This is a genomic window from Pseudomonas sp. Pseusp11, from assembly GCF_047304405.1.
Classification (GTDB): domain Bacteria; phylum Pseudomonadota; class Gammaproteobacteria; order Pseudomonadales; family Pseudomonadaceae; genus Aquipseudomonas.
On the sequence record NZ_JBGLZF010000035.1, the window covers coordinates 1 to 22,653 of the forward strand.

The window sequence follows — 22,653 nt, forward strand, 5'->3', positions numbered from 1 at the left end:
CCCCCCCCCCCCCCCCCCCCCCCGCGCCGCCCCCCCCCCCCCCCCCCCCCCCCCCCCCCCCCCCCCCCCCCCCCCCCCCCCCCCCCCCCCCCCCCCCCCGCACACCTCAAAAGAGTGTCATATCCTTTATAAAGTCATCCGCCCACGAGGGCTTGCTGTTGATCTAAATCAAATCAAGGCACAACCGGCCTCCCGTTTTGTCTGACGACTCGCCCCCTCGGAGCGGACCACATTGCGCGAAATTGATCTGCATCAGATAGACGATGAACGCTCAATACACACTGCAAGCGTCTGGCTCGCGCAGGAGCGCTGACATGTGCGGGAAAATCATGGCGTGTATCGGTGGGAGTGTCGCGTTCCGGCTGCTGATCCGCATCATGCTGACAAGCGTCTGCGCACTGGCCTGGAGCACGGGCGGCGCCGCACAGAGCGCCGCACAGAACGTCGAACCACGCGTCACGATCCTCGTTTACCACCGTTTCTCGGACACGGCGGACGACTCGATGACCGTGCGCATGAGCACCTTCGAAACCCAGTTGCGCGTCCTGCGCGAGCACGGTTATCACATTGTGTCGCTGCGCGAGGTGGTCGACTGGCTGCGCAATCCCGACGCGACATTAGCGTCGAAGCCGGTGGCGATCACCGTCGACGACGGGCATCGTTCGGTCTTCGACAAACTGCTGCCCGTCATCCAGCGCGAGCGTTTTCCGGTGACCCTGTTTATCTATCCATCGGCCATCTCCAATGCGTCCTATGCGCTGACTTGGGAGCAGTTGCGAACCCTGAAGCAGACCGGGCTCTTCGACATCCAGTCGCATACGTACTGGCATCCCAATTTCAACGTCGAACGCAGGCACCGCACGCCGGTGGACTTCCAGCAATTCGTCCGAACCCAACTGCAAAAATCACGTCAACGCATCGAGTCGCAAACCGGTGTGCAGCAGGTCGACATGCTCGCGTGGCCGTTCGGTATCTATGACGACGAGTTGATCGCACTCGCCTCCGACGAGGGTTACGCAGTGGCCTTCACACTAGACGCGCGCAAGGCTGACCGGCACGCGCGACTGCTCGCCCTGCCGCGCTTTCTGATGAGTGATGCCTACGGCGCGCACGCGTTCGCGCAGTTGCTCGGCGAACCGGACACTCAGCCGACCGCGGGGAACCCGCGATGACCTTCATCCGCGCATTGAGGCGCTATGCGATCCCGGCGCTGCTTGTCGTCACTGCCCTGCTGACCGGGCAAGGCGCACTGGCCGTCACCGGTGTCGTGCTCGATTCGAGCACGCAGAACCCGCTCGCCGACGCGATCATCACGACCTCTGCCGGCGTGATGCGTACCGACGAAAACGGGCGGTTCGAGACGGCCGAGGCGGTCGAGAATGTCGCCGCCCGCGCCCCTGGGTATTTGCGCACCGAGGCCAAAGTGAGTGACGAAACGCCCGTGACGCTCGCATTGACCCCGTTTCGCCCCAAAGCGGTCTATCTGTCGGTGTTCGGCGTGACCAGTTCGACCCTGCGCAACAACGCTGTCAGCCTTGCTGAAAACACCGAGATCAATGCTTTGGTGATCGACGTCAAGGGTGACCGTGGCCTGACGCCCTATCGCAGTGCGGCGCGCGAGGCGATCGGCGCAACGGCCCACTTGACCACACGGGCACCTCAGATGCGCGACTTTCCGGCGCTGCTTGCCAAGCTGCGCGCGCAACACCCGTACCTGATCGCGCGCATCGTGGTGTTCAAGGACGATCCTTTCGCCAGCGCGCATCCAGAGTGGAGCGTGCACACCGCTGACGGCCAGCCGTGGCAGGATCTCGAAAAACTGCAATGGATGGATCCGTTTTCGCACGAGGTCTGGCAGCACAATCTCGATATCGCCGAGGAGGCCGCGCAGATGGGTTTCGACGAGATCCAGTTCGACTATGTGCGTTTTCCCGACAAGAGCGGGCTACGCTTTGCCCTCCCCAACAACCGCGCCAACCGGACCGCGGCGATCATCGGCTTTCTGCAGGCCGCACGCGCACGACTCGCGCCCTACAATGTATTCGTCTCTGCAGACATCTTCGGCTACGTCTGCTGGAACCTCGACGATACGGCGATCGGCCAGCAAATCGAACTGCTGGGCGCGGAGCTCGACTACATCTCGCCAATGTTGTACCCGTCCGGTTTCACATGGGGGCTGCCGGGCTTTACCAACCCGACAGCCGACCCCGGCCAGATTGTCAGGCATACCCTGGCGGAGGCGATGAAGCGCACCCACCTGCCGGGCGTGCGCTTTCGTCCCTGGTTGCAGGCCTTTCGCGACTATGCCTTCGACCGTCGCCCGTTTGACGAGGCCGCGATTAGTGCGCAGGTTCACGCCGCCGACGACGCCGACACCGATGGATGGATGTTATGGAACCCACGCAATCACTACGAAGCCGCCGATCTGCCACAGCGCTGAAGCGCTGGGCGATGCTGCTTGGCCTGGCGATGGCGGCGCACATTGCATGCGCCGCTGATCTCGATGCGACGACGCGCCTGCAAGCCGCACAGATCGTCGAGGGCCAGATCGCCGCCGGGCGCGTTCCAGGAGCCGTTGTCCTGATCGGTGACGCCACAAAGGTGTTCTATCGCCAGGCCTTTGGACAACGCACAACGACGCCCCCCCGCGAGCCGATGACGCTGGACACCGAGTTCGATCTGGCATCGCTGACCAAAGTCATCGCGACGACCACGGCCATCCTGCAACTGGCCGAAACGGGCCGCATCAACCTGGACGCCCCCGTTGCACGGTATTGGCCTGCCTTTGGGTCGCACGGCAAAGAAGCGGTGAAGGTGCGTGACCTGCTTACGCACACGTCCGGGCTGCGGCCAGGCTTGCCTGGGCGGCCACCCGGTGCGGGCCGCAAAGGTGTGTTGAGCGCCATCGCGGCGCAGCGGCTGCGCAACGCGCCGGGTGCCCAAGTCATTTACAGTGACCTGAATTTCGTGGTGCTCGGCGAGCTGGTCGAACGCATCACCCACAGCCCGCTCGACGCCTATTGCCAGGCTCATATCTTCGGGCCGCTGGGCATGCGCGATACGGTTTTTCTGCCGGATACCCTGCGAGCGATACGCAGCGCACCGACAATCGCCAACAAGGCCGGCACGCTCCGGGGGCGCGTACACGATCCGACGGCGCAATGGATGGACGGTGTATCCGGTAACGCCGGGCTGTTTTCCACGGCGGACGACCTTGCGCGTTTCGCGCAGATGGTGCTGAACCAGGGGCGCGCAGGCAGCCGGCAGATCCTGCGGCCGGCGAGCATCGCCGCCCTCACGAGCGCCGCTTCGCCGCTCGACAGCGTGCCGTGGCGCGGCCTCGGCTGGGAACTGGCCGCACCGTTCGTATCGAACCATGATCGTCTGCCGCCGATTGGCGTCATCGGCCATACCGGATACACCGGCACGGGGCTGTGGATTGATCTGGTGACCCGCCAATTCATCGTCATCCTGAGCAACCGGGTGTATCCCGATGACCGCGGTGACGCTCGCCCGCTTCGTGCGCAATTGCTCGCATTGATGGCCAGTCGCGGGGCAACTGCAAGCGGCGCGCAAATCGGCCGGTTGCTGCCCTCAGCGGTGCCGGCGCTGCGTGCCGCCGATCGCCTGCCCACCTCGTCAGGCCCGGTGCAGACAGGTATTGACGTGCTTGAGGCACAGCAGTTTGCCCCGCTCGCCGGCCTGCGCGTGGGCTTGATCACCAATCGCAGCGGATTCGACGCCAAAGGCCGACGCACCGTCGACGTCCTCGCACATGCGCCAGGTGTCAGGCTGGCGGCATTGTTCTCACCGGAGCATGGGCTGAACACCGACGTGGACGAACGGGTCGGCGACACCCGCGACCCGGCGACGGGTCTCACCGTGCACAGTCTCTACGGCGCAACGAAACGTTTCCCAGCCGGTTCGCTCAAAGGGCTGGATGCGCTGATCTTCGACATTCAGGATGCCGGCGTGCGCTTCTTCACCTATGAGACGACACTCGGCTACGCACTCGAAGCCGCCGCGGCGCAAGGCATTGCGCTGTTCGTGCTGGACCGGCCCGACCCGCTCGGCGCACAACGTTTCGGCGGCCCGGTGATGGACAGTCGCCGCGAATCGTTTACCGGCTATTTCCCTGCACCGCTACAGCCCGGCATGACCGTCGGCGAGCTGGCGAGTCTATTCAACCGCAACAAGCACATTGGTGCGGATCTGCGCGTGGTGCCGATGCAGGGATACCGGCGCGCGATGACCTTTGCCGACACCGGGTTGGGATGGGTGCCGCTCTCGCCGAACCTGCGCACACTCTCCCAGCTGGACCTGTACCCGGATATCGGTTTGCTCGAAGGCGCGAATCTGAGTGTGGGGCGCGGCACACCGCACCCGTTCGAGTGGGTCGGCGCGCCGTGGATCGACGCGACCCGGCTCGCAACCGCGCTGAATGCGTTTGACGTCGGCGCGCATTTCGAGCCGGTCGACTTCGTCCCCACCGAATCAAACTGGCACGGCCGGCTCTGTCATGGTGTGAGCATCACCCGCCTCTCAACGCCTGCGCAACGCCCTGTAGCCAGCCTGGGACTGGCCCTGCTCGCCACCTTGCACACGCTCTATCCCCACATACTCGACCTGGCGGCGACCCGTGATTCGATCGGCTCGCAAAGCGTGTGGCAGGCAATTCGCGATGGCGCGACACCTGACGCGGCGCAAGCGCTCGACGCGGTGCCGCTTGCGCGCTTCGCGCGGCTACGGCAGGAGAACTTGCTGTATTGACCCTCTGCGCGAGGGAGAAGCTGAAGCAGTCTATCTTTATTAAACGGGTTGGCCGTTGTCTTACCGATACGCGTTCCCACTCTGAGCCAAGGCCATGAAAAAGAACGACCAGTGGAACCTGTCCTACTTGGCGATCGCATTTATCGTGATGGGCCTCATGCAGGTTTTCTTTGTCGAGCGCCAGGCCGTGCAGCCCCTCCCCTACAGCCAGTTCATGCAATTGTTGAACGAGCAAAAAGTCAGTGACTTGCAGATCGACAAAGACCGGATCAGCGGCAAATTGGTGGAACCCATCGACGGACGCGACCGTTTCTCCACGGTGCGGGTCGATCCGTCGCTGGCGACCGAACTCTCCCAATCGGGGGTCGGTTTTACCGGGGTCAACGAAAACACCTTTATGAACAGCCTGTTGGGCTGGTTGTTGCCGTTCATAATGATCATGGTGTTCTGGCATTTCCTGTTTCGCGGGATGGCGGACAAACAAGGCCTTGGCGGGTTGATGAATGTCGGCAAGTCGCGGGCCAGGATCTTTGTCGAACGCGACACCGGAGTGACCTTCGCCGATGTCGCGGGCATTGACGAAGCCAAGGCCGAACTGGTGGAAATCGTCTCGTTCCTCAAGGACAAGGCCCGATACGCACGCCTGGGTGCGCACATTCCCAAGGGCACTTTGCTGGTCGGCCCGCCAGGCACCGGCAAGACCCTGGTGGCCAAAGCCATCGCCGGTGAAGCCGGTGTGCCGTTTTTCTCGATTTCGGGGTCCGAATTTGTCGAAATGTTCGTCGGGGTCGGTGCGGCCCGGGTCCGCGACCTGTTCGAACAGGCACGCCAGGCGTCGCCCTGCATCATCTTCATTGATGAACTCGATGCGCTGGGCAAGATGCGTGGCGTCGGCGTGTTAGGCGGCAATGACGAAAAAGAACAGACCCTCAACCAGTTACTGGCCGAACTGGACGGCTTCGATCCCCGTGAGGGCGTGGTATTGCTGGCTGCGACCAACCGGCCGGAGGTCCTTGATCCGGCGCTGTTACGCGCCGGGCGCTTCGACCGGCAGATTCTGATCGACCGCCCCGATCGCACCGGCCGGGAAGCGATCCTCAAGGTTCACCTCAAGAAAATCACCGTGGAACCAGGCCTCGATGGCGCACGTATCGCCGAAATCACCACCGGTTTCACCGGCGCCGACCTGGCCAACCTGGTGAACGAAGCGGCCATCGTCGCCACCCGCCGCGGCGCCGATGCCGTCAACCTGAATGACTTCACGGCCGCAGTAGAACGCCTTATCGCGGGGCTCGAACGAAAGAGCAACCTGCTCGATCCCGACGAGCGCCGGGTGGTGGCCTATCACGAGATGGGGCATGCCCTGGCCGCGAGCAGCCTGCCGGCCATGGACCCGGTGCATAAAGTCTCGATCGTGCCCCGGGCCATCGGCTCGCTGGGCTATACCTTGCAGCGACCGACCGAGGATCATTTCCTGATCAGTTGCCAGACACTCAAGGACCGGATTGTCGTGCTGATGGCCGGACGCGCCGCCGAGGACCTTGTCTATGGCCAGATCTCCACCGGAGCCGCCGACGATCTGGGCCGCGCGACCGATATCGCCCGGCAATTGATCACCCGCTTCGGCATGAGCCCTGAGCTCGGCCAGTCGGTGCTGGAAAAGCAAACCCCAACGTACCTGGGAGATCGCATGGCCACGATGGGCGAAAAGGATTATTCGGAACAGACCGCCCGGGAAATCGACCTGGGTATTCGCGCCCTGCTCGATGAAGCCTACCAACGGGCCAAGGCGCTGCTCCAGAGTCGTCGAGCCGACCTGGACGAGGGCGCTCGCCTGTTGCTGGAAAAGGAAACCCTCACGCCCGAGGAGTTCCCGCCGCTGATGCCATTCAAGCCCACCCCGGCATTACCAGCACCGTGACGTACCGATCAATCGCCCGCAGACGGCGCCCTGCCCTCATCGCTGAAGGATCATCATGTTCGCAGTCACGCTGATCAACACGTTGGTGGTGGTCATCACGGTGGTGATCCACTACGAATGCCTGCTGCGTCTGAACGATTGGCTGCCCAGGCTCAAACTCTGGAGCCGCTTTCGGATCGTCGTCGGGGTATTCGGCGCGATGGCGGCCCATGCGTTAGAGGTCTGGTGTTTCGCGCTGGTCTATTACCTGCTGATCCGCTCCGGCGAATGGGGCAGCCTGAGCGGCAATTTCGATGGCTCGTTCATGGACTGCGTGTACTTTTCCTTCACCACGTTCACGACCATCGGTTTCGGCGACATTTCACCCATGGGAAACCTCAAGTACCTGACCGGGTTGGAGGCACTGACGGGGCTGGTGCTGATTTCCTGGACCGCTTCGTTCCTGTTTCTGGAGATGCAGAAATACTGGAAGAGCAAGTAACGCCCGCCGCTCAACAGGGGCAAGCCTTTTCCCGCTCATCGATTGAGCCTGTAAACACCCGATTGAAACGGTGATCCGAACTATGCTCTAAGCTCCTGTTACAGGGGCTTTTCGCAATGCCTGAAACCCGGCCGTATCAACATCATTATCTGAAAGCCGCGTGCTCCAATTGCAGCGTTCTGGAGTTGTGTCTGCCGATTGGCTTGACCAGCCACGAAGTCGAACGGCTGGATACCCTGATCATTCAGCGCGTAAAGGTTAAAAAAGGTGCAGCCCTGTACCGGGCCGGCGATCCGTTGCGCTCGCTCTACGCGGTACGGATCGGCTCATTCAAGACCAGCATGCTGTCGGTCGACGGTCGCGAGCAGGTCACCGGGTTTCAGATTCCCGGCGAGATGCTCGGTCTGGACGCTATCAGCGACGATCATCACACCTGCAGTGCCTTTGCCCTGGAGGACAGCGAAGTCTGTCCCTTCAACTTCGCCCAACTGGAGAAACTCGCCCTGGAGCTGCCCTCGTTGCAGCACAACATGAACAAGATCCTGAGCCGGGAAATCGTCCGCGAGCACAACCTGCTGATGATGATGGGCAACATGAACTCCGATGAACGCCTGGCCGCCTTCCTCCTGAACCTGTCGCAACGGCTGAGTATTCGGGGGTACTCGTCCCGAGACTTTGTGCTGAAGATGCGTCGCGAAGAGATCGGCTCCTACTTGGGCCTGCGTCTGGAAACCATTTGTCGGGGCATCGCTCATCTGCGGGACTCGGAACTGGTCGAGATTTCCGGGCGTAACGTCAAAGTGCTGAATCTGGACGGGCTCAAGCAACTGGTCGCCGGCTGCCACCGGGAGTCCCCCCTCTGACGCCTGCGGTGCATCGGTTTTAGGAGAGTCGTCATGCGCGCCATGGTTCTGCATGCCCCCGGTCAGCCGCTGCAACGCGAAGAACGTCCCGTACCGCAGCCCGGCGCGCAGCAACTGTTGATCAAGGTGTTGGCCTGTGGCGTGTGCCGCACCGACCTGCATTTGGTGGACGGTGAACTGCCGCAAGCAGTGCTGCCGCGGGTGCCGGGCCATGAAATCGTCGGTGAAGTGACAGCGGTGGGTGGCGACGTTTCGCCCGACTGGGTCGGCAAGCGCGTCGGCGTTCCCTGGCTTGGCTGGACGTGCGGTGAGTGCACGTTTTGCTGCTCGGGCCGGGAAAACCTCTGCGACCGGGCGCAGTTCACCGGCTGTCATCGGGATGGCGGTTATGCCGACTACACGGTTGCCGATGCCCACTTCTGTTTCCCCCTCCCGGACGCGCTCTCGGCCACCGAAGCCGCACCGCTGCTGTGTGCCGGGCTGATCGGCTTTCGTGCCTTGCAAATGGCCAAAGGCGCACGCCACCTGGGCCTCTATGGCTTCGGCGCGGCGGCGCATCTGGCGATTCAGGTGGCGCGGGGACGGGGGCAGCAGGTGTACGCCTTCACTCGACCGGGCGACAGCGAGGGCCAGGCCTATGCCAGGACGCTGGGCGCCGTGTGGGCAGGTTCCTCGGATCAGCCGCCACCGCACCCGCTCGACGCCAGCCTGATCTTCGCCCCTGTCGGAGCACTGGTGCCATTGGCGCTGGAAGCCACCGTCAAGGGCGGTTGTGTGATTTGCGCCGGCATCCACATGAGCGACATCCCCGGTTTCCCTTATCGACTGCTGTGGGGCGAACGCAGCGCCCGCTCGGTGGCGAACCTGACCCGCGAAGACGGCACGGCGTTTTTTGCCGAACTGCGTCATACGCCCGTGCACAGCGACGTCACCTGTTTTGCCCTGGACGATGCCAATCAGGCGCTGGCAAGCCTGCGGGCCGGTCAGGTCAAAGGGGCGATCGTGCTCGTCCCCTGACGCTCGCCCCTGCCGTTCGGTGTTTTTTCCGGCAACGTCCACTAACAACGCTAGGCTTACGGATGACCTGGCGATGCCTCGTCATTCTGCAGGGAGCGCAAAAAATGGAATTAATTGACCGTTGGCAGCCTCTCTCTCTCAGGACAGCCTGTATCAGGGAGGAATGCCGCCATGCAGATTTCTAATCATTACAAATGGTCTGCCTTGGCAGCCATTGCACTGACTCTCTTCAGCGTACTGATATTTTTGCTGATCAAATCCTACTCGTACGACACATCGACCTACTTCGAATCGCGCGACTTCGTTCGTCAACTCAAGCAATACGATGCCAATTGGAACGTGAAGCTCCTGCGAGCCAAAATCGGCATGAACAACAACCTGTTGCTGGTGGCGCCGCCTGAAGCGGAAGAGCGCTGGCAACAGCTCGATAGCCTCAACGCTGTCGGCCCGCTCCCGACCCTTTGGCAAACCCGACGCCAGGGTTATCTGGAGGCGGTAGAAAACAAAGCCCGGTTGGTTGAGCAATTCAAACAGCACAACACGGCCTTGCGAACAGCATTCGAGGCCCTGCCTACGCTGGAAGATGCCATTCGGGTGTTGCAGGAAGATTCCAACGACAAACTCTCGTCGGTGGATGCCCGGGCGGCCTCAGTGGTGTTCGACCTTACCTTGGACACCCTTGAATACGCCCTCTATGTCAGCAGCGAACGGGCCGAAGAAATCTCCGGGCATCTGGAATATCTGAATGAGTACATCAATCAACTGCCGCCTGAACGGCGCCCGACTTTCACTGCACTTGTAGACGCTGTGAATGCCATTGTTCGAGAGCAGCCCATCGTCAATGACCTGGTTGATCGCATCAGTGTCATTCCGGTTGCACAGCAACTGGACAGCATCAACGAATTATTGAACGAGACACAACGGCGCACAGCCGCGACAGATCGCCAATACCACCTCTACCTGGGGATCTGCGCCGGCATCATGGCGCTGCTGTTGCTGTACCTGGCGGCCCGTCTGATTCGCAGTTATGCGCTGATCAACAAGATGAACAACCAATTGCAGACGGCAAACGAGCGGCTGGAGCAACGCGTCGAGGAACGCACCCGCGAACTGTTGGAAGCCGAGCGCGAACTGATCGACGCCGCGCGGATGGCCGGTATGGCAGAGATCGCGACCAACGTGCTGCACAACGTCGGTAATGTGTTGAATAGCGTTAATGTCTCCGCGGAGTTGATCACCCGCAAATTGTCGACCAGCAAAACCCTCGGCCTGGGCAAAGCGGTAAAAATGATCAATGAACATGCCGAAGACCTGGGGCAGTTCATGACGCACGATGAAAAAGGCAAGTTGCTGCCCCTTTACTTCAATCAGCTGGTGGATTCCATCGCGGCCGAGCAATCGAGCATCGTTGACGAGCTGGCGCAACTCACCAAGAGCATCGATCACATCAAGGATATTGTTGCCACCCAACAGGCCTATGCCGGCGCCGCCAGGCTGGTCGAGCCGTTGAATGTCGTCGATCTGTTCGAAGATGCGTTACGCATGAATTCCGGCGCCTTGAGTCGACACCATGTCACCGTCATTAAAGACTACCAGGCCACACCGACCATCATCGGCGACAAACACCGTCTGCTGCTGATCCTGATCAACCTGATCAGCAATGCCAAATATGCGATGTCCAGGGTCAGCGATCATGAGCGCCGTATGACGCTGGGCGTCAGGATTATCGATAACGCAACGCTGCGCTTCAGCGTAGAGGATCAGGGCGAAGGGATCGCCGCCGAGAACATGACCCGCATCTTCAATCACGGCTTCACCACGCGCAAGGAAGGTCATGGTTTTGGCCTGCACAGTTGCGCACTCGCGGCGGTGGAAATGAACGGGCACCTTCGCGTCCATAGCGATGGACCCGGCCAGGGAGCGGTTTTTACCCTGGAGATTCCGCTGGAGACGGCGCAAGTAATGCCGGCCGCCGTAAGCCTGTAGCAGCTGTCGAGCCTGCGAGGCTGCGTTCGGCGGCGAAGCCGTCGTCAAACCAGAGCTTGCGGTGCATCAGGCAGACCGCGTCAGTCGGACTCACGACTGCTGCGCAGCCTCGCGCTGCTCGGCAGCTGCTACAAGGTAGCCGTCAACCCACCAGCGCAATCAATTGCTGGCGCTGTGCATCCGTGAGCATCGGTCCTCTACCTGCACCGGCGTTTTCCGTCATGTAGCGCGGGTTGCCGGTGCCGGGGATGACGCAGGTCACCGCCGGATGAGCCAGCAGGAACTTGAGCGCCAGTTGCGCCCAGCTGTTGATCCCCACTTGCGCAGCCCATCCCGGTAACGGTTTGCCTTTCAATCGAGCGATCAGGCCGCCACCACCGAAGGGCCGATTGCAGATCACCGCCACACCGCGCTCACGACACAGCGGCAGGATTCGATTCTCGACAGCGCGGTCGTCCAGGGCATAGTTGATCTGCAAAAAATCCATCGGCTCGGCTTTCAACACCGCCTCCACTTCGTCGTAGGCCGACGCCGTGTAATGGCTGATGCCGATGTAGCGGATGCGCCCTTCTGCCTTCCATTGACGCAAGGTCGGCAAATGGGTTTTCCAGTCCAGCAGGTTGTGAATCTGCATCAGGTCGATCCGGTCGGTCTGCAACAGTTTGAACGACTGCTCCATCTGCGCGATGCCTTCTTCGCGGCCACGGGTCCAGACCTTGGTGGCCAGGAAGGCCGGTGAGCGAGGGCGATGGATCGACAACAGCTCACCGGTGGTCTGCTCGGCGCGACCGTACATGGGCGAACTGTCGATCACCTTTCCACCCTTCTCGAACAACGCGCTGAGCACCGCCTGCAGTTGCTTGTAAGCGGCATCGGCAGGCGTGACATCAAAACCGCGATAAGTACCCAAGCCGACGATGGGCAACGGCTCGTTGCTGGAAGGAATGGCTCGGGTCAGCATGTTCTTGCCTCCGTGTGGCGAGGGGGCTTGCCCCCGTTCGGCTGCGCAGCAGTCGTAAAACCATTGCATGTGGTGTACCGCGATTGCAGGTTTTGGGGCCGCTTCGCGACCCAACGGGGGCGAGCCCCCTCGCCACAGGTGCTCGCACCTACACGGGCATTGGGCGGCGCTTCTGCACAGCTGAAATTGCTGGACTACACTCTGGCGACGCTCCAGCAATAGCTGTCTCAAGGCCCGAAGCAGTCCATGCCGTCCACTAAACTTAGCCGAATGTCGCGAACCCTGGTGTCTCTCTTCGCTTTCATTGCCGTTGCATACCTGCTGCTCTGCATCGCGCTGTTCGTGTTTCAACGGGCCCTCATCTACTACCCGCAACCTCGTACCATCGACACACCCGAATCGCTGCTTGCCTTGTCAGTCGCCGACGCGCAGGTGCTGGTGACCGTCAGGCCGCACGACGGGCCGAAGGCGTTGATCTACTTTGGTGGCAATGCCGAGGACGTTTCCTGCAGCCTGCCCGGGTTTTCGCAGGCGTTTGCGGATCATGCGATCTACTTGCTGCATTACCGAGGCTACGGTGGCAGTACCGGGTCGCCGTCCGAGGAGGCGATTCAGCGTGACGCCATGACCTTGTTCGACTATGTCTACAACAGCCATCCCGATATTGCAGTGATCGGACGCAGCCTGGGTTCAGGCGTTGCCGTGCGCCTGGCCAGCCAGCGTCCGGCGTCGCGGCTGATCCTGATCACGCCCTACAACAGCCTGGAAGACCTCGCCGCCCGCCAGTTTCCCTGGTTCCCGGTGAAATGGCTGTTGCAGGACAAGTTCGAGTCCTGGAAATACGCCGCTCACATCACCGTTCCGACGCTGTTGGTTGCGGCCGAGCACGACGAAGTCATACCACGCGCAAGCACAGACCGGCTCTACACCCATTTCGCCAAAGGCGTGGCCACGCTGCAGGTCATACCGGACACGGGCCACAACTCGATTTCCGAGAGCCCCAACTACCTGCAAATGCTGGGCACCGCGTTGTGAGCGCCCTCACACCAGCACGCGTTTAAGCAAGCGGTCAGAAAAACGAAGTAATTACTTAACGTTTTTTTTACAATCCAACTGGCAGGGTATACGGCTGCCATTTCTGCGGCTCATGATGTGCACTGCACAGAACTTTACCAATACAATGGAGCAAGGCATGGAGCCAATGGTGGCAACAAGCCCAAAAAATATACTGATCAGCGAGTACTTACAGGGGATTGTGATGCAAAAGCGCCCTTTGCGCAGAATCGGAATCAGTCACGCACAGGCGCAGGCCTCATGACTGTTCTGGTTACTGGCGCCGCCGGTTTTATTGGGTATCACACCGTCAAGCGTTTGTGTCAAGAAGGCCTTGAAGTCGTCGGCATCGACAATCTCAACGACTATTACAGCGTAGAACTCAAACACGCACGGCTCAAGGAGCTGGAATCCTTGCCGGGCTTTCGTTTCCAGGCCATGGACATCGTCGACAAACCGGCCTTGATGGCCTTGTTCGAAGACCATGCTTTCACCGAGGTTGTGCACCTGGCCGCCCAGGCGGGTGTTCGCTATTCACTGGACAACCCGGATGTTTATGCGCAGTCCAATCTGGTGGGCTTTCTGAATGTGCTGGAAGCTTGCCGGCACCATCGCCCCGCGCATCTGATCTATGCCTCGAGCAGCTCGGTGTACGGCACCAACAGCAAAATGCCGTTCAGTGTCGAAGACGCCGTCGACCATCCTATTTCTCTGTACGCCGCCAGCAAACGCGCCAATGAACTGCTGGCGCACAGCTATTGCCATCTCTATGGCCTTAAAGCCAGCGGCCTGCGCTTTTTCACCGTATACGGACCTTGGGGGCGCCCCGACATGGCGCTGTTCAAGTTTACCGAGGCAATCCTGAAAGGCTTGCCGATCGACATCTATAACCATGGCCAGATGTCGCGCGATTTCACCTATGTCGACGACATCGTTGAAAGCGTCGCCCGCCTGCGCTCCAAACCACCGGTGCCGAACGAGCCGGGCGCTGGCGTAAACCGGATTTTCAACATCGGCCGTGGCCAACCCGTGCCACTGCTGGAGTTTGTCGACTGCCTGGAATCGGCGCTGGGCATCAAGGCCCAACGCAATTTCATGCCGCTACAGGCAGGCGATGTGATCAAGACCTGGGCCGATATTTCGGCACTGGCCGAGTGGGTCGACTTCCGTCCTCAAGTGACGGTCGAGACCGGTGTAGCAGAATTTGTGAAGTGGTATCGCCACTTCTATCAGATATGAATCGAGCCCTTGATAAACAAAAGACCAAGGAGCAAGGGGGGACTCTATGAGCCAAGACATTTTTGTATCTGTACTGATTCCAGCAAAGAACGAAGCGAACAACCTCAAACCGTTACTTGAGGAAATCCGCGTCGCATTGGCCGATGAGGCCTACGAAATCATCGTGGTGGACGATGGCAGCACCGATTCCACCTTGCATGAACTGCGGCAGTTGAAAAACAACGGCCTGGACGCGTTGCGTATCCTGCGCCATGAGCGCTCGCTGGGGCAAAGCACCTCGCTCTACCACGCGGCAATCGCCGCCCGGGGGCAATGGCTGGCCACGCTTGATGGCGACGGTCAAAACGACCCTGCGGACATCCCCGGGATGTTGGAGCTGGTGCGTGGTGAAAAGGGTCTGGTCGACGTTCAGCTGGTGGCCGGGCACCGAGTCAACCGCCGCGATACCGCGAGCAAACGCTGGGCTTCGCGCTTCGCCAACGGGCTGCGCAGCCGCCTGCTCAATGACTCGACCCCGGACACCGGCTGCGGGCTGAAGCTGATCGAACGCGCGGCGTTTCTGCGCCTGCCGTACTTCGACCACATGCATCGGTACATTCCCGCACTGATCCAGCGTCACAACGGCCGAATGATCGTTCACCCGGTCAACCACCGGCCCCGCACCGCGGGTGTGTCCAAATACGGCAACATCGACCGCGCCCTGGTGGGTATTCTCGACCTGTTCGGTGTGTGGTGGCTGATCAAGCGCACGCGGTTGAACACCAACGCGCAGGAGATCGAAGGATGAACCTCTCCCGCGAAACCCTGTGGCTGGTGGTCGGCTTCGCTGGCCAGATCGCCTTTACCGGTCGCTTCATCCTGCAGTGGCTGTATAGCGAGTACAAAAAACGCAGCGTGATCCCGGTGAGTTTCTGGTACCTGAGCATTGTTGGCAGCGCCCTGCTGCTCGCTTATGCCATTTACCGGGCAGACCCGGTGTTCATTGCTGGCCAGGCCTTTGGCTCCATCGTCTATCTGCGCAATTTGCAATTGATTGCCCGCACCAAACACCTGAAGGACTGAGCCATGCGTAAAACCCTGTCGCCCAGCATCGAATGCCTGGGCCTGGTGCTGCTTGCCTTGCTGTTGATCGGCGCTGGCCTGGGGCTGCGTCAACCGCAAAACGTCGACGAGGAACGTTTCCTCGGCGTAGCGCTGGAGATGCTGCACAACGGGTCATGGTTCATCCCTCACCGCGCTGCGGAGATCTACGGCGATAAACCGCCGGTCTTCATGTGGATGGTGGCGTTCTTCGCATGGCTCACCGGCCTGCCCGCCCTCGCCCTGTATATTCCGGGGATGTTGTCGGCGGCGACGGTCACGGCCGTGGTCTACGACCTGGGCCGCCGGTTGTGGAATCAGCGCATCGGTCGAATAGCGGCGCTGTTGTACCTGGCCACCTATCAGACTTACAGCATCCTGCGTACCGGCCAGATCGACAGCCTGTTGATTCTGTTCACCTCCCTGGGCCTGTACGGACTGGCGCGGCACCTGTTGCTCGGGCCAGCCTGGCGCTGGTTTTACGTGGGCTGCGCCGCCATGGGCATTGGCATAATCACCAAAGGGGTCGGCTTCGTCCCGGCCTTGATGCTGATTCCGTATGCCTACGCGGTGCGCAAAAACTGGTCCGGCGTGGTGGCCATGCCCGGCCAGAAGCGCAAATGGTTCCTGGGCTTTTTGGTGGCGCTCGGGGCTATCGCAATCTGGCTGCTGCCTCTGGCACTGTCCATTGTGCTCAATGGCACCGCGGAAGAAGTCGCCTATGCGCGAGAAATCCTGCTGCGCCAGACAGCGGCACGCTATGCCGCCGCGTGGGACCATCGCGAACCGTTCTGGTACTTCTTCGTCAACGTGATCCCGCAATACTGGCTGCCGTTGGTGCTGGCCCTGCCGTGGCTGGTGCCGGCCTGGCGCAAGCAACTGCGCAAGCACGACGGTCGAGTGCTGGTGCTGTTGAGCTGGGTCGTGCTGGTGGTGCTGTTTTTCTGCCTGAGCACCGGCAAGCGCAAGTTGTACATCTATCCGGCGTTGCCCGGTCTGGTGCTGGTGGCGGCGCCACTGATTCCCTGGCTGCTCAAGCGCTGGTTCGGTAAACGTCCACGCGCTATGCGGGTATTCCAGGCGCTGGTGGTGAGCTGGTTCGTTCTGTGGTTCGCCCGCGGGTTTATCGAGCCGATCAAGGAAGGTCCGAACCCCCACGAAGCGATCATGGCGCAGGCGGCGACCATGACCCACGGCGCCGACCTGGTACTGGTCAACTGGCGCGAGGGCCACTGGTTATTCGCCCGGCAGCCGATCGTACATTTCGGGATGAGCAGTTCCTCGGTCGAACAAGCGGCGCAATGGCTACGCGAACACCGTGACGCCTACGCCCTGGTGCCCGACGAAGTGCTGAGCCAGTGTTTCAATCCCGAGGCCGCTCATGAGCTCGGCGAAACGTCTCGTGCGCAATGGTCGATCGTGGGCGCCGATGCCGATAACGGCAAATGCCAGCCCGGACAACCCAAAAAGGTCTATCGCTTCAGCTGGGACAAGGACAAGTCATGAGCAAGAGAGGGAAGCTGGGGATACTTCTCATTGTTGTATTGCTTGGCGCCTATGTGGTTTCCGCACGCTTCATGGTCCACCAGCAGCTGTATGCGTACTGGCAAAACCTCTGGCATGGCAATCAGTCGCCCGATAAAAATATCTGGCTGCCAGACTATAAAGCCGTGATCCAGGCCAAGCCTGTCGCGGACATCACCAATCTGTCCGGCATCGCCTATGACCCGGACCATGATCGACTGCTGGGCATCACCAATGGTGGGCCCATGCAGATTGTGGCCATGAACCGCAACGGCGATCTGCTTGAACGTTACCCGCTGATCGGCTTCCAGGACACCGAAGGCCTTGCTTACCTGGGTAACGGACGCGTAGTGATCGCCGATGAACAGTTGCAGCGACTGTATGTCGTCACCTTGCCGGACAGCCCAGGCCCGATCAATGTCGAGAACGCCCCGTTCGTTGCCATCGAGATCAACCTGAGCGAACACAACAAGGGCTTTGAAGGCGTGACCTATGACGCGGCCAATGATCGTATCTTCGCGATCAAGGAACGCGATCCGCGGCAGCTGTTTACGGTCACGGGCATGCTGGCGTCCATCGGCAGTCCGTTGCAGGTGCATATCCAGGACTTGACCCACTGGATCGACCGTAGCGTCTTCGGCCTGGATCTTTCCGAGGGTTACTACGACCCGCGGACCGGTCACTTGCTGTTATTGAGCGAGCAATCCAGCAACGTGACCGAACTGGACCAGGACGGCAACTTCGTCAGCTTCCGCTCCCTGCTCGGCCTGAATGACCTGAAAAAAACCATACCGCAAGCCGAAGGCATGACCATGGACACTTCCGGCGAGCTCTACATTGTGAGCGAGCCCAACCTGTTCTATCGGTTCTCCAAATCAAAGGTTGCTGTGGCGGAAAATCAGCAGAAGCAATAATGGGTTTTGCACCGGATGGGCCGGCAGCTGCTACGGATCGCATCACGGCTGAACTGACCACCTATCGGACAACTTCCCGCCCCTTGCGCCATTAAGCCGATTCCGGGTCTTTAATGGTTGCAGGATTCCAAGCCAGCCCCCCACTCCGACCAGAAACACGACGTCCAAGCGGGGCTGACACCTCGCACCCCACTGCACACGCATCGGGAGACTCGTCATGAAAATCGTCGTGATTGGCGGTACCGGGCTGATCGGCAGGCAGCTCTGCAAAAACCTGCAAGACCTGGGGCATGAAACCTTGGCCGCGTCACCGAGCACCGGCGTCAACGCCCTCACCGGCGAGGGCTTGCAAAACGCCTTGCAAGGCGCCGATGTAGTGGTCGACGTGGCCAACTCGCCCTCCTTCGAAGACGCTGCCGTGCTCGAGTTCTTCGAAACCTCCGGGCGCAACCTGCTCGCCGCCGAGAAGGCCGCCGGGGTCAAACACCATGTCGCGCTGTCGGTGGTAGGCACCGAGCGTATGCTCGACAGCGGTTACTTCCGGGCAAAAATGGCCCAGGAAAAACTCATCAAGGCATCAGGCATCCCTTACACAATCCTGCGGGCCACGCAATTCTTCGAGTTCATCGGGGCCATTTCGTACTCCGGCGTACAGGATGGCGACACCGTGCGCTTGACCTCCGCCGCGTTGCAGCCGATTGCCGCGTTCGATGTCGCGACAGCGCTGGCGAAAGTCGCGGTGCAGGCGCCGAGCAATAACACCCTGGAAGTGGCCGGGCCTGAGCGCTGGCCGCTGGTGGAGTTCGTGCGCTTGTTTTTGCAACACACCAACGACCCGCGCCAGGCCCATCCGGACGACACGGTCCCCTACTTCGGCGCGCCGATCGATGACCACTCGCTGACGCCGGGCGAGCACCCCATCGTCGGGCCGACGCGCTTCGAAACCTGGCTCAAGAGCAGCGTTTAACCTTCAATCGAGGGCTTACACCAACCGCTCGATCTTCTGATGCTGCCAGACCATTTTGTAATACAGGGTCTGCAGCATCAGCATGCCCAGATACGCCACCGGAAACGCCATCCACACCCCTGGCAGCCCGAAGCGCGTATCCAGCAGATACGCCACCGGCAACTGCACCCCGACCACGCAAACGATCGACACCGCTACCGGCACCAATACCGTGCCGCTGGCGCGCATGATGCCGCCGACAATTGCCTGAAAGCCAAACACCAGCAGGCTCCAGAGCATGATGTGCAACAGGTGTTCGGCCATCGCCCGGGTGGAATCATCCGTAAGAAACAACCCCAGCAACCAGTGCGACAGCAGATACCCCAACAGCACCAGGCCACCGGTCAGGCACACGTTGATCAACAACCCGGTGCGCAAAATCTCCCCATGCGCTCAAGGCGCCCTGCCCCGATCGCCTGCGCGCCAAGGATCGATGCCGTGATCGCAATCGACAGCGCCGGGAACTGCACGTAATTGACGATCTGCGTCACCGCCCCGTACGCCGCCGTCGCCTGGGAACCGTGCTGGTTCACCAGCGCCAGAATCACCAGCTCCGACAACGACAGCACCACCATCTGCAACCCGGTCGGCAGCCCGATGCGCAACACCTTGCCGAGGATGACCCTGTCGAGCCGCATCGCCGCAAACATCTCCCGATCCGGCGCCAACGGATGCCCCTTGCGAATCAACCGCCACGCCAGCCACCCCATCGCCGACAGGTTACCCACCAACCCCGCCCACGCCGCACTCTGAATCCCCATCGGTGGCAGCCCCAACCAACCGAGAATCAACGCCGGCGTCAACGCCAGCCCGACACACGTCGACACCATCAGCGCCAACAACGGCGACAGCGTATCGCTCACCCCGCGCAGCAACTGCGTGAACAACACAAACACCAACAGCGACGGCAAAATCCACATCATCACATGCGCATACGCCACCGCATCGTCCAGCACATCCCCCGGCATGCCCAAACCCTGTAACGCCGGCCGGGCAAACACACTGCCCAACACCGCCGCCACCACCCCGATCATCGCCCCCAGCAACAACGTCGAACCGGCAACGGCCTTCACCAGATGCGGCTCGCGGGCGCCCCAAGCCTGGCCGATCAACACCCCTGCACCGGCGCCGAGGCCGATAACCAAGGCGATGAAGAAGAACACCACGGGGAACATGCCCGATACCGCCGCTAACGCCTGGGTGCCGAGCAATTGGCCGATGTAGATGCTGTTGACGGTGCCGGACATGGACTGGAGGAAGTTGGAGAGGACCATGGGGGCGAGGAATAGGAGGTAGGTTTGCCAGAGGGGGTGTTGAGGTTTGGCTGGGGTTTGCATTGAGGGTCCGTCTCGGGTGGGGGCTGGCGTTCTGGAAATTCTACGCTACGGAACTGGGAACAACGCGCTTCTATTTTGGCGGATTTGAGGTGCATGAGTAATGGCTGCTTTCGACAATGGATACAACCGAAAGCGGACAGTAGACAGGTAACCGCTGATGTCCTTAGGCTGGTCAATCTAGTGACAACACAGCGCTAAAGAGGACCATTCATGTTGGTAGTTGCCATTGATCGAGATAGCGTGCATGCGGGGGATGATCTGGAAAGTCACGTGACGTCGATCAAACTCAATCCAGCAGCAACGCTACGCGCCTTATTCGAAGTGATACAGGATATGGGCTACCTCCCTGATATCACTGGAGGCAAGGCTACCTGGATTATTTGTTCGTCTGGCAAACCAATAGGTGTTTTAGCGCAGCAATGGCCAGAACCTAAATTATCCGTGCCTTATGAGAGCATCGTAGATCAATATTTCAGAGCTACGGAACCTCGGCTACTGTTCAGATATTGGTGCCAGGCAGATCCAGATCAGGTCTTTTCCAATATCAAGGCCGGACATGAGCCACCGTCACGATTTTAGGGTTTGTCGTTAACTTGGCCGTTCAACAGTGTCCGTATTGCCACCCGTTAATTTACGCGTCAGGTACCACCATGTACGAAGTCAAAGCCCTTGTCTTGTCCGATGCCCCAGTATTTCCAACGTGGGCGCATCCGGCAGTTTATTACTCAGGTTCAGACCTATACATATGCTTTGAAGCACACGAAGATGATGTATTTTCCGTGATCTGCTTTACCGGCCTCATCGAGTACCGTGTGCAACCGCTCACCGATGAATCAATCTGGAAGCATCAGTATTTTTCAGCCGGGCTCGAATCCTATAAGTTTCATCTTATGGAAAACTCCCCTCTAACAAAACCCTGGCCAAATTCTCAGCACTGGACCATCACATTTAAAGACGAAATCCACGATGTTGTAGCAAGTTCATTGACTGTAATCAGTAGAGAATTGCGCGCGCCCTCTAAAGAAAAAGCCCTGCTAACTTCAATGAAGCCCGAGGCTGCCAGCGTTTCCTGAACAGTAGCGGCTCCACAGGGCGAAGTGCCTGGCGGACTAATCCAAATCCTGTTTCGCTCGACATTTGGGGTAGGCACTGCAGCCCCAGAACCGCTCTCCTGCTCTATCGCCTGTCTTACGAATACGAATGACAAAATCGCTTCCACAACGCGGACAACGGCGTTTTGCTAAAGGGTCGTTTCGCTGTTTCAGGTGTTGTACATGCTCGTGGTGGGTAGCGAGAGAACTGTCCCTCCTCCCGCTCTCAAGCGCCTTCACCATTGCACTCACCTGCGCGTCGTTAAACACAGGCTGCTGAAAGGACCTGATGTAGCGGATGCAGCTGATGCCTTGGGTGACATTGTCCGGCATGACGGTTTTGAAGCTGCTGCCACCGACGAAGGCGATTACAGAATGGATGTGCTCGGGCGGAACGTTGAGCAGCGCTTCTAGCGCCTTCAAGTGTTTGTAATTCTGTCGCAGCGGGTTCTGGAACCTGGAGCGATGCCGAAAGATCTGCTGTGTCCACTGGGCCTGGCGCTCACCTCCGAAGATCCAGCCACGCATGTTTTTGGTCTCCAGCACGAAAATGCCAAAGGGCGACAGGAACACATGATCGATCTGGGTAGTGCCGTCGGATGTATCCAGTGTGACGTTGTGCAACCGTCGGTAGACCTGGCCATCCAACCCATAGTGGGCGAATGTCCGCACCAGCAGCTCACCAAACCAACCCTTGAACCAAGGCGTCTTGATGATGATGAGCATGACCAACAATGGCATCAGCCACTTCAGCATGTCGAACAGCGGCTGGAGCATAAAGAAAATATTCATCGCTTCCTTTGCGTGGCGTACGCCAGACGAGGCCACACCTTCACCCTTTTGTTCCTTGCTAGCTTAGGCAAGGTAACTAACTTTCGCTTTACCTTGTAGTCTGTGAGTCATGAAATAGACGGTGCTCCTCTTGGATTCAACGCTTCCGACAAAAGTAATCACACCTGCTTTACATACAGGTCCTACACCAACCTCGGAAATCACTACTATCCCACTGGTGCGGAAAAAACTATCTTCACCCCGTCACCTACAAAGCGACCAGGTTTGGCGACCTGCAGATCGGATCAGTCCCTTTAAATCTGATTCGGAGTTTCACCTGTGGATAGATACATGCCCCTCACCGGAATCGACCTGATCCCGGCCTCCCTGCTCATCGACACCCAAGCCCCACTCGACGTCCTGCAAGCCATGGCCGACTACCGCATCCGCACGGTCACACAGGTGCTGGAAAACATCGCCTTCCGCGCCGAGATCGGTTGCGACACGGTGGTGCTGTCGGATTTTGCCAAACTGCTGGCCATTCCCCTGCGCGACGGCTGTGATTTGATGGATGTGATTGGTAGACGCTTGCGGGCGCAAGCAGCGGAGTAAATGAAAACGGGCGCCTGACTGGCGCCC

The 22,653-nt window shown here is 60.0% G+C and carries 20 protein-coding genes and 1 pseudogene; 18 read left to right on the top strand and 3 right to left on the bottom strand.

Annotation, left to right across the window (positions count from 1 at the left end; translation table 11 throughout):
- Positions 1-314 precede the first annotated feature (314 nt).
- The 8 genes from ACCC96_RS23280 to ACCC96_RS23315 all read left to right on the top strand — a co-directional run bounded on the left by ACCC96_RS23280 (position 315) and on the right by ACCC96_RS23315 (position 11,038).
- Positions 315-1,172, top strand: coding sequence for a polysaccharide deacetylase family protein (locus ACCC96_RS23280; protein WP_413697012.1), 858 nt, complete (start codon positions 315-317; stop codon positions 1,170-1,172).
- Positions 1,169-2,440 (top strand): putative glycoside hydrolase, encoded by a 1,272-nt coding sequence (locus tag ACCC96_RS23285; RefSeq protein ID WP_413697013.1) that lies wholly within the window; start codon positions 1,169-1,171, stop codon positions 2,438-2,440. The genes ACCC96_RS23280 and ACCC96_RS23285 overlap by 4 nt, the downstream gene beginning before the upstream one ends.
- Complete coding sequence (locus ACCC96_RS23290) at positions 2,392-4,770, top strand: exo-beta-N-acetylmuramidase NamZ domain-containing protein (RefSeq protein WP_413697014.1); 2,379 nt, start codon at positions 2,392-2,394, stop codon at positions 4,768-4,770. The genes ACCC96_RS23285 and ACCC96_RS23290 overlap by 49 nt, the downstream gene beginning before the upstream one ends.
- A 94-nt stretch (positions 4,771-4,864) precedes the next feature.
- Positions 4,865-6,691, top strand: coding sequence for an ATP-dependent zinc metalloprotease FtsH (gene ftsH / locus ACCC96_RS23295; protein WP_413697015.1), 1,827 nt, complete (start codon positions 4,865-4,867; stop codon positions 6,689-6,691).
- Between the two features lie 55 nt (positions 6,692-6,746).
- Positions 6,747-7,172: a potassium channel family protein gene (locus ACCC96_RS23300; protein WP_111453728.1), complete on the top strand. Its 426-nt coding sequence runs from the start codon at positions 6,747-6,749 to the stop codon at positions 7,170-7,172.
- A 116-nt stretch (positions 7,173-7,288) separates the two neighbouring features.
- Positions 7,289-8,035 (top strand): fumarate/nitrate reduction transcriptional regulator Fnr, encoded by a 747-nt coding sequence (gene fnr, locus ACCC96_RS23305; protein ID WP_413697016.1) that lies wholly within the window; start codon positions 7,289-7,291, stop codon positions 8,033-8,035.
- Between the two features lie 33 nt (positions 8,036-8,068).
- Positions 8,069-9,052 (top strand): zinc-dependent alcohol dehydrogenase family protein, encoded by a 984-nt coding sequence (locus tag ACCC96_RS23310; RefSeq protein ID WP_413697017.1) that lies wholly within the window; start codon positions 8,069-8,071, stop codon positions 9,050-9,052.
- Between the two features lie 171 nt (positions 9,053-9,223).
- Positions 9,224-11,038 (top strand): DAHL domain-containing protein, encoded by a 1,815-nt coding sequence (locus ACCC96_RS23315; protein ID WP_413697018.1) that lies wholly within the window; start codon positions 9,224-9,226, stop codon positions 11,036-11,038.
- Between the two features lie 142 nt (positions 11,039-11,180).
- On the opposite strand, the gene ACCC96_RS23320 is transcribed toward ACCC96_RS23315, so the two are convergent.
- On the bottom strand, positions 11,181-11,999 hold the full coding sequence (locus ACCC96_RS23320; RefSeq protein ID WP_413697019.1) for an aldo/keto reductase: 819 nt from the start codon (positions 11,997-11,999) through the stop codon (positions 11,181-11,183).
- Between the two features lie 246 nt (positions 12,000-12,245).
- Here ACCC96_RS23320 and ACCC96_RS23325 point away from each other — a divergent pair, with 246 nt between their 5' ends.
- The 7 genes from ACCC96_RS23325 (at position 12,246) to ACCC96_RS23355 (ending at position 18,776) form a co-directional block, all read left to right on the top strand.
- On the top strand, positions 12,246-13,034 hold the full coding sequence (locus ACCC96_RS23325) for an alpha/beta hydrolase (RefSeq protein ID WP_413697020.1): 789 nt from the start codon (positions 12,246-12,248) through the stop codon (positions 13,032-13,034).
- A gap of 279 nt (positions 13,035-13,313) precedes the next feature.
- A complete protein-coding gene (locus tag ACCC96_RS23330; RefSeq protein ID WP_413697021.1) occupies positions 13,314-14,291 on the top strand; it encodes an NAD-dependent epimerase in 978 nt (325 codons plus the stop codon).
- 46 nt (positions 14,292-14,337) lie between these two features.
- Complete coding sequence (locus tag ACCC96_RS23335) at positions 14,338-15,078, top strand: glycosyltransferase family 2 protein (protein ID WP_019649465.1); 741 nt, start codon at positions 14,338-14,340, stop codon at positions 15,076-15,078.
- The gene (locus tag ACCC96_RS23340) at positions 15,075-15,353 is read left to right on the top strand and encodes a lipid-A-disaccharide synthase N-terminal domain-containing protein (protein ID WP_018928220.1); all 279 of its coding nucleotides are present in this window, start codon (positions 15,075-15,077) and stop codon (positions 15,351-15,353) included. The genes ACCC96_RS23335 and ACCC96_RS23340 overlap by 4 nt, the downstream gene beginning before the upstream one ends.
- A 3-nt stretch (positions 15,354-15,356) precedes the next feature.
- The gene (locus ACCC96_RS23345) at positions 15,357-16,877 is read left to right on the top strand and encodes an ArnT family glycosyltransferase (RefSeq protein ID WP_019649466.1); all 1,521 of its coding nucleotides are present in this window, start codon (positions 15,357-15,359) and stop codon (positions 16,875-16,877) included.
- A complete protein-coding gene (locus ACCC96_RS23350; RefSeq protein ID WP_413697022.1) occupies positions 16,874-17,809 on the top strand; it encodes an SdiA-regulated domain-containing protein in 936 nt (311 codons plus the stop codon). Before ACCC96_RS23345 ends, ACCC96_RS23350 begins: the two co-directional genes overlap by 4 nt.
- A 217-nt stretch (positions 17,810-18,026) precedes the next feature.
- The gene (locus tag ACCC96_RS23355) at positions 18,027-18,776 is read left to right on the top strand and encodes an SDR family oxidoreductase (RefSeq protein WP_413697023.1); all 750 of its coding nucleotides are present in this window, start codon (positions 18,027-18,029) and stop codon (positions 18,774-18,776) included.
- A gap of 15 nt (positions 18,777-18,791) precedes the next feature.
- Here ACCC96_RS23355 and ACCC96_RS23360 read toward each other — a convergent pair.
- Positions 18,792-20,152, bottom strand: a pseudogene (locus tag ACCC96_RS23360) (MATE family efflux transporter).
- Positions 20,153-20,362: 210 nt separating this feature from the next.
- Here ACCC96_RS23360 and ACCC96_RS23365 point away from each other — a divergent pair.
- Both ACCC96_RS23365 and ACCC96_RS23370 read left to right on the top strand, forming a co-directional pair.
- Positions 20,363-20,731 (top strand): hypothetical protein, encoded by a 369-nt coding sequence (locus ACCC96_RS23365; protein ID WP_413697024.1) that lies wholly within the window; start codon positions 20,363-20,365, stop codon positions 20,729-20,731.
- 71 nt (positions 20,732-20,802) lie between these two features.
- Entirely contained in the window at positions 20,803-21,225 is a 423-nt protein-coding gene (locus tag ACCC96_RS23370; protein ID WP_413697025.1) for a hypothetical protein, read from the top strand.
- Positions 21,226-21,261: 36 nt separating this feature from the next.
- On the opposite strand, the gene ACCC96_RS23375 is transcribed toward ACCC96_RS23370, so the two are convergent.
- The gene (locus ACCC96_RS23375) at positions 21,262-22,035 is read right to left on the bottom strand and encodes an NERD domain-containing protein (protein ID WP_413697026.1); all 774 of its coding nucleotides are present in this window, start codon (positions 22,033-22,035) and stop codon (positions 21,262-21,264) included.
- Positions 22,036-22,353: 318 nt separating this feature from the next.
- Here ACCC96_RS23375 and ACCC96_RS23380 point away from each other — a divergent pair, with 318 nt between their 5' ends.
- On the top strand, positions 22,354-22,626 hold the full coding sequence (locus tag ACCC96_RS23380; protein WP_007935387.1) for a hypothetical protein: 273 nt from the start codon (positions 22,354-22,356) through the stop codon (positions 22,624-22,626).
- The last annotated feature ends 27 nt before the right edge of the window (positions 22,627-22,653 follow it).

What these genes read in the sequence shown, in the direction of transcription:
- ACCC96_RS23280 (WP_413697012.1), top strand. Translation starts at nt 315, where the DNA reads ATGTGCGGGAAAATCATGGCGTGTATCGGTGGGAGTGTCGCGTTCCGG.
- ACCC96_RS23285 (WP_413697013.1), top strand. Translation starts at nt 1,169, where the DNA reads ATGACCTTCATCCGCGCATTGAGGCGCTATGCGATCCCGGCGCTGCTT.
- ACCC96_RS23290 (WP_413697014.1), top strand. Translation starts at nt 2,392, where the DNA reads ATGGAACCCACGCAATCACTACGAAGCCGCCGATCTGCCACAGCGCTG.
- ftsH (WP_413697015.1), top strand. Translation starts at nt 4,865, where the DNA reads ATGAAAAAGAACGACCAGTGGAACCTGTCCTACTTGGCGATCGCATTT.
- ACCC96_RS23300 (WP_111453728.1), top strand. Translation starts at nt 6,747, where the DNA reads ATGTTCGCAGTCACGCTGATCAACACGTTGGTGGTGGTCATCACGGTG.
- fnr (WP_413697016.1), top strand. Translation starts at nt 7,289, where the DNA reads ATGCCTGAAACCCGGCCGTATCAACATCATTATCTGAAAGCCGCGTGC.
- ACCC96_RS23310 (WP_413697017.1), top strand. Translation starts at nt 8,069, where the DNA reads ATGCGCGCCATGGTTCTGCATGCCCCCGGTCAGCCGCTGCAACGCGAA.
- ACCC96_RS23315 (WP_413697018.1), top strand. Translation starts at nt 9,224, where the DNA reads ATGCAGATTTCTAATCATTACAAATGGTCTGCCTTGGCAGCCATTGCA.
- ACCC96_RS23320 (WP_413697019.1), bottom strand. Translation starts at nt 11,999, where the DNA reads ATGCTGACCCGAGCCATTCCTTCCAGCAACGAGCCGTTGCCCATCGTC.
- ACCC96_RS23325 (WP_413697020.1), top strand. Translation starts at nt 12,246, where the DNA reads ATGCCGTCCACTAAACTTAGCCGAATGTCGCGAACCCTGGTGTCTCTC.
- ACCC96_RS23330 (WP_413697021.1), top strand. Translation starts at nt 13,314, where the DNA reads ATGACTGTTCTGGTTACTGGCGCCGCCGGTTTTATTGGGTATCACACC.
- ACCC96_RS23335 (WP_019649465.1), top strand. Translation starts at nt 14,338, where the DNA reads ATGAGCCAAGACATTTTTGTATCTGTACTGATTCCAGCAAAGAACGAA.
- ACCC96_RS23340 (WP_018928220.1), top strand. Translation starts at nt 15,075, where the DNA reads ATGAACCTCTCCCGCGAAACCCTGTGGCTGGTGGTCGGCTTCGCTGGC.
- ACCC96_RS23345 (WP_019649466.1), top strand. Translation starts at nt 15,357, where the DNA reads ATGCGTAAAACCCTGTCGCCCAGCATCGAATGCCTGGGCCTGGTGCTG.
- ACCC96_RS23350 (WP_413697022.1), top strand. Translation starts at nt 16,874, where the DNA reads ATGAGCAAGAGAGGGAAGCTGGGGATACTTCTCATTGTTGTATTGCTT.
- ACCC96_RS23355 (WP_413697023.1), top strand. Translation starts at nt 18,027, where the DNA reads ATGAAAATCGTCGTGATTGGCGGTACCGGGCTGATCGGCAGGCAGCTC.
- ACCC96_RS23365 (WP_413697024.1), top strand. Translation starts at nt 20,363, where the DNA reads ATGTTGGTAGTTGCCATTGATCGAGATAGCGTGCATGCGGGGGATGAT.
- ACCC96_RS23370 (WP_413697025.1), top strand. Translation starts at nt 20,803, where the DNA reads ATGTACGAAGTCAAAGCCCTTGTCTTGTCCGATGCCCCAGTATTTCCA.
- ACCC96_RS23375 (WP_413697026.1), bottom strand. Translation starts at nt 22,035, where the DNA reads ATGAATATTTTCTTTATGCTCCAGCCGCTGTTCGACATGCTGAAGTGG.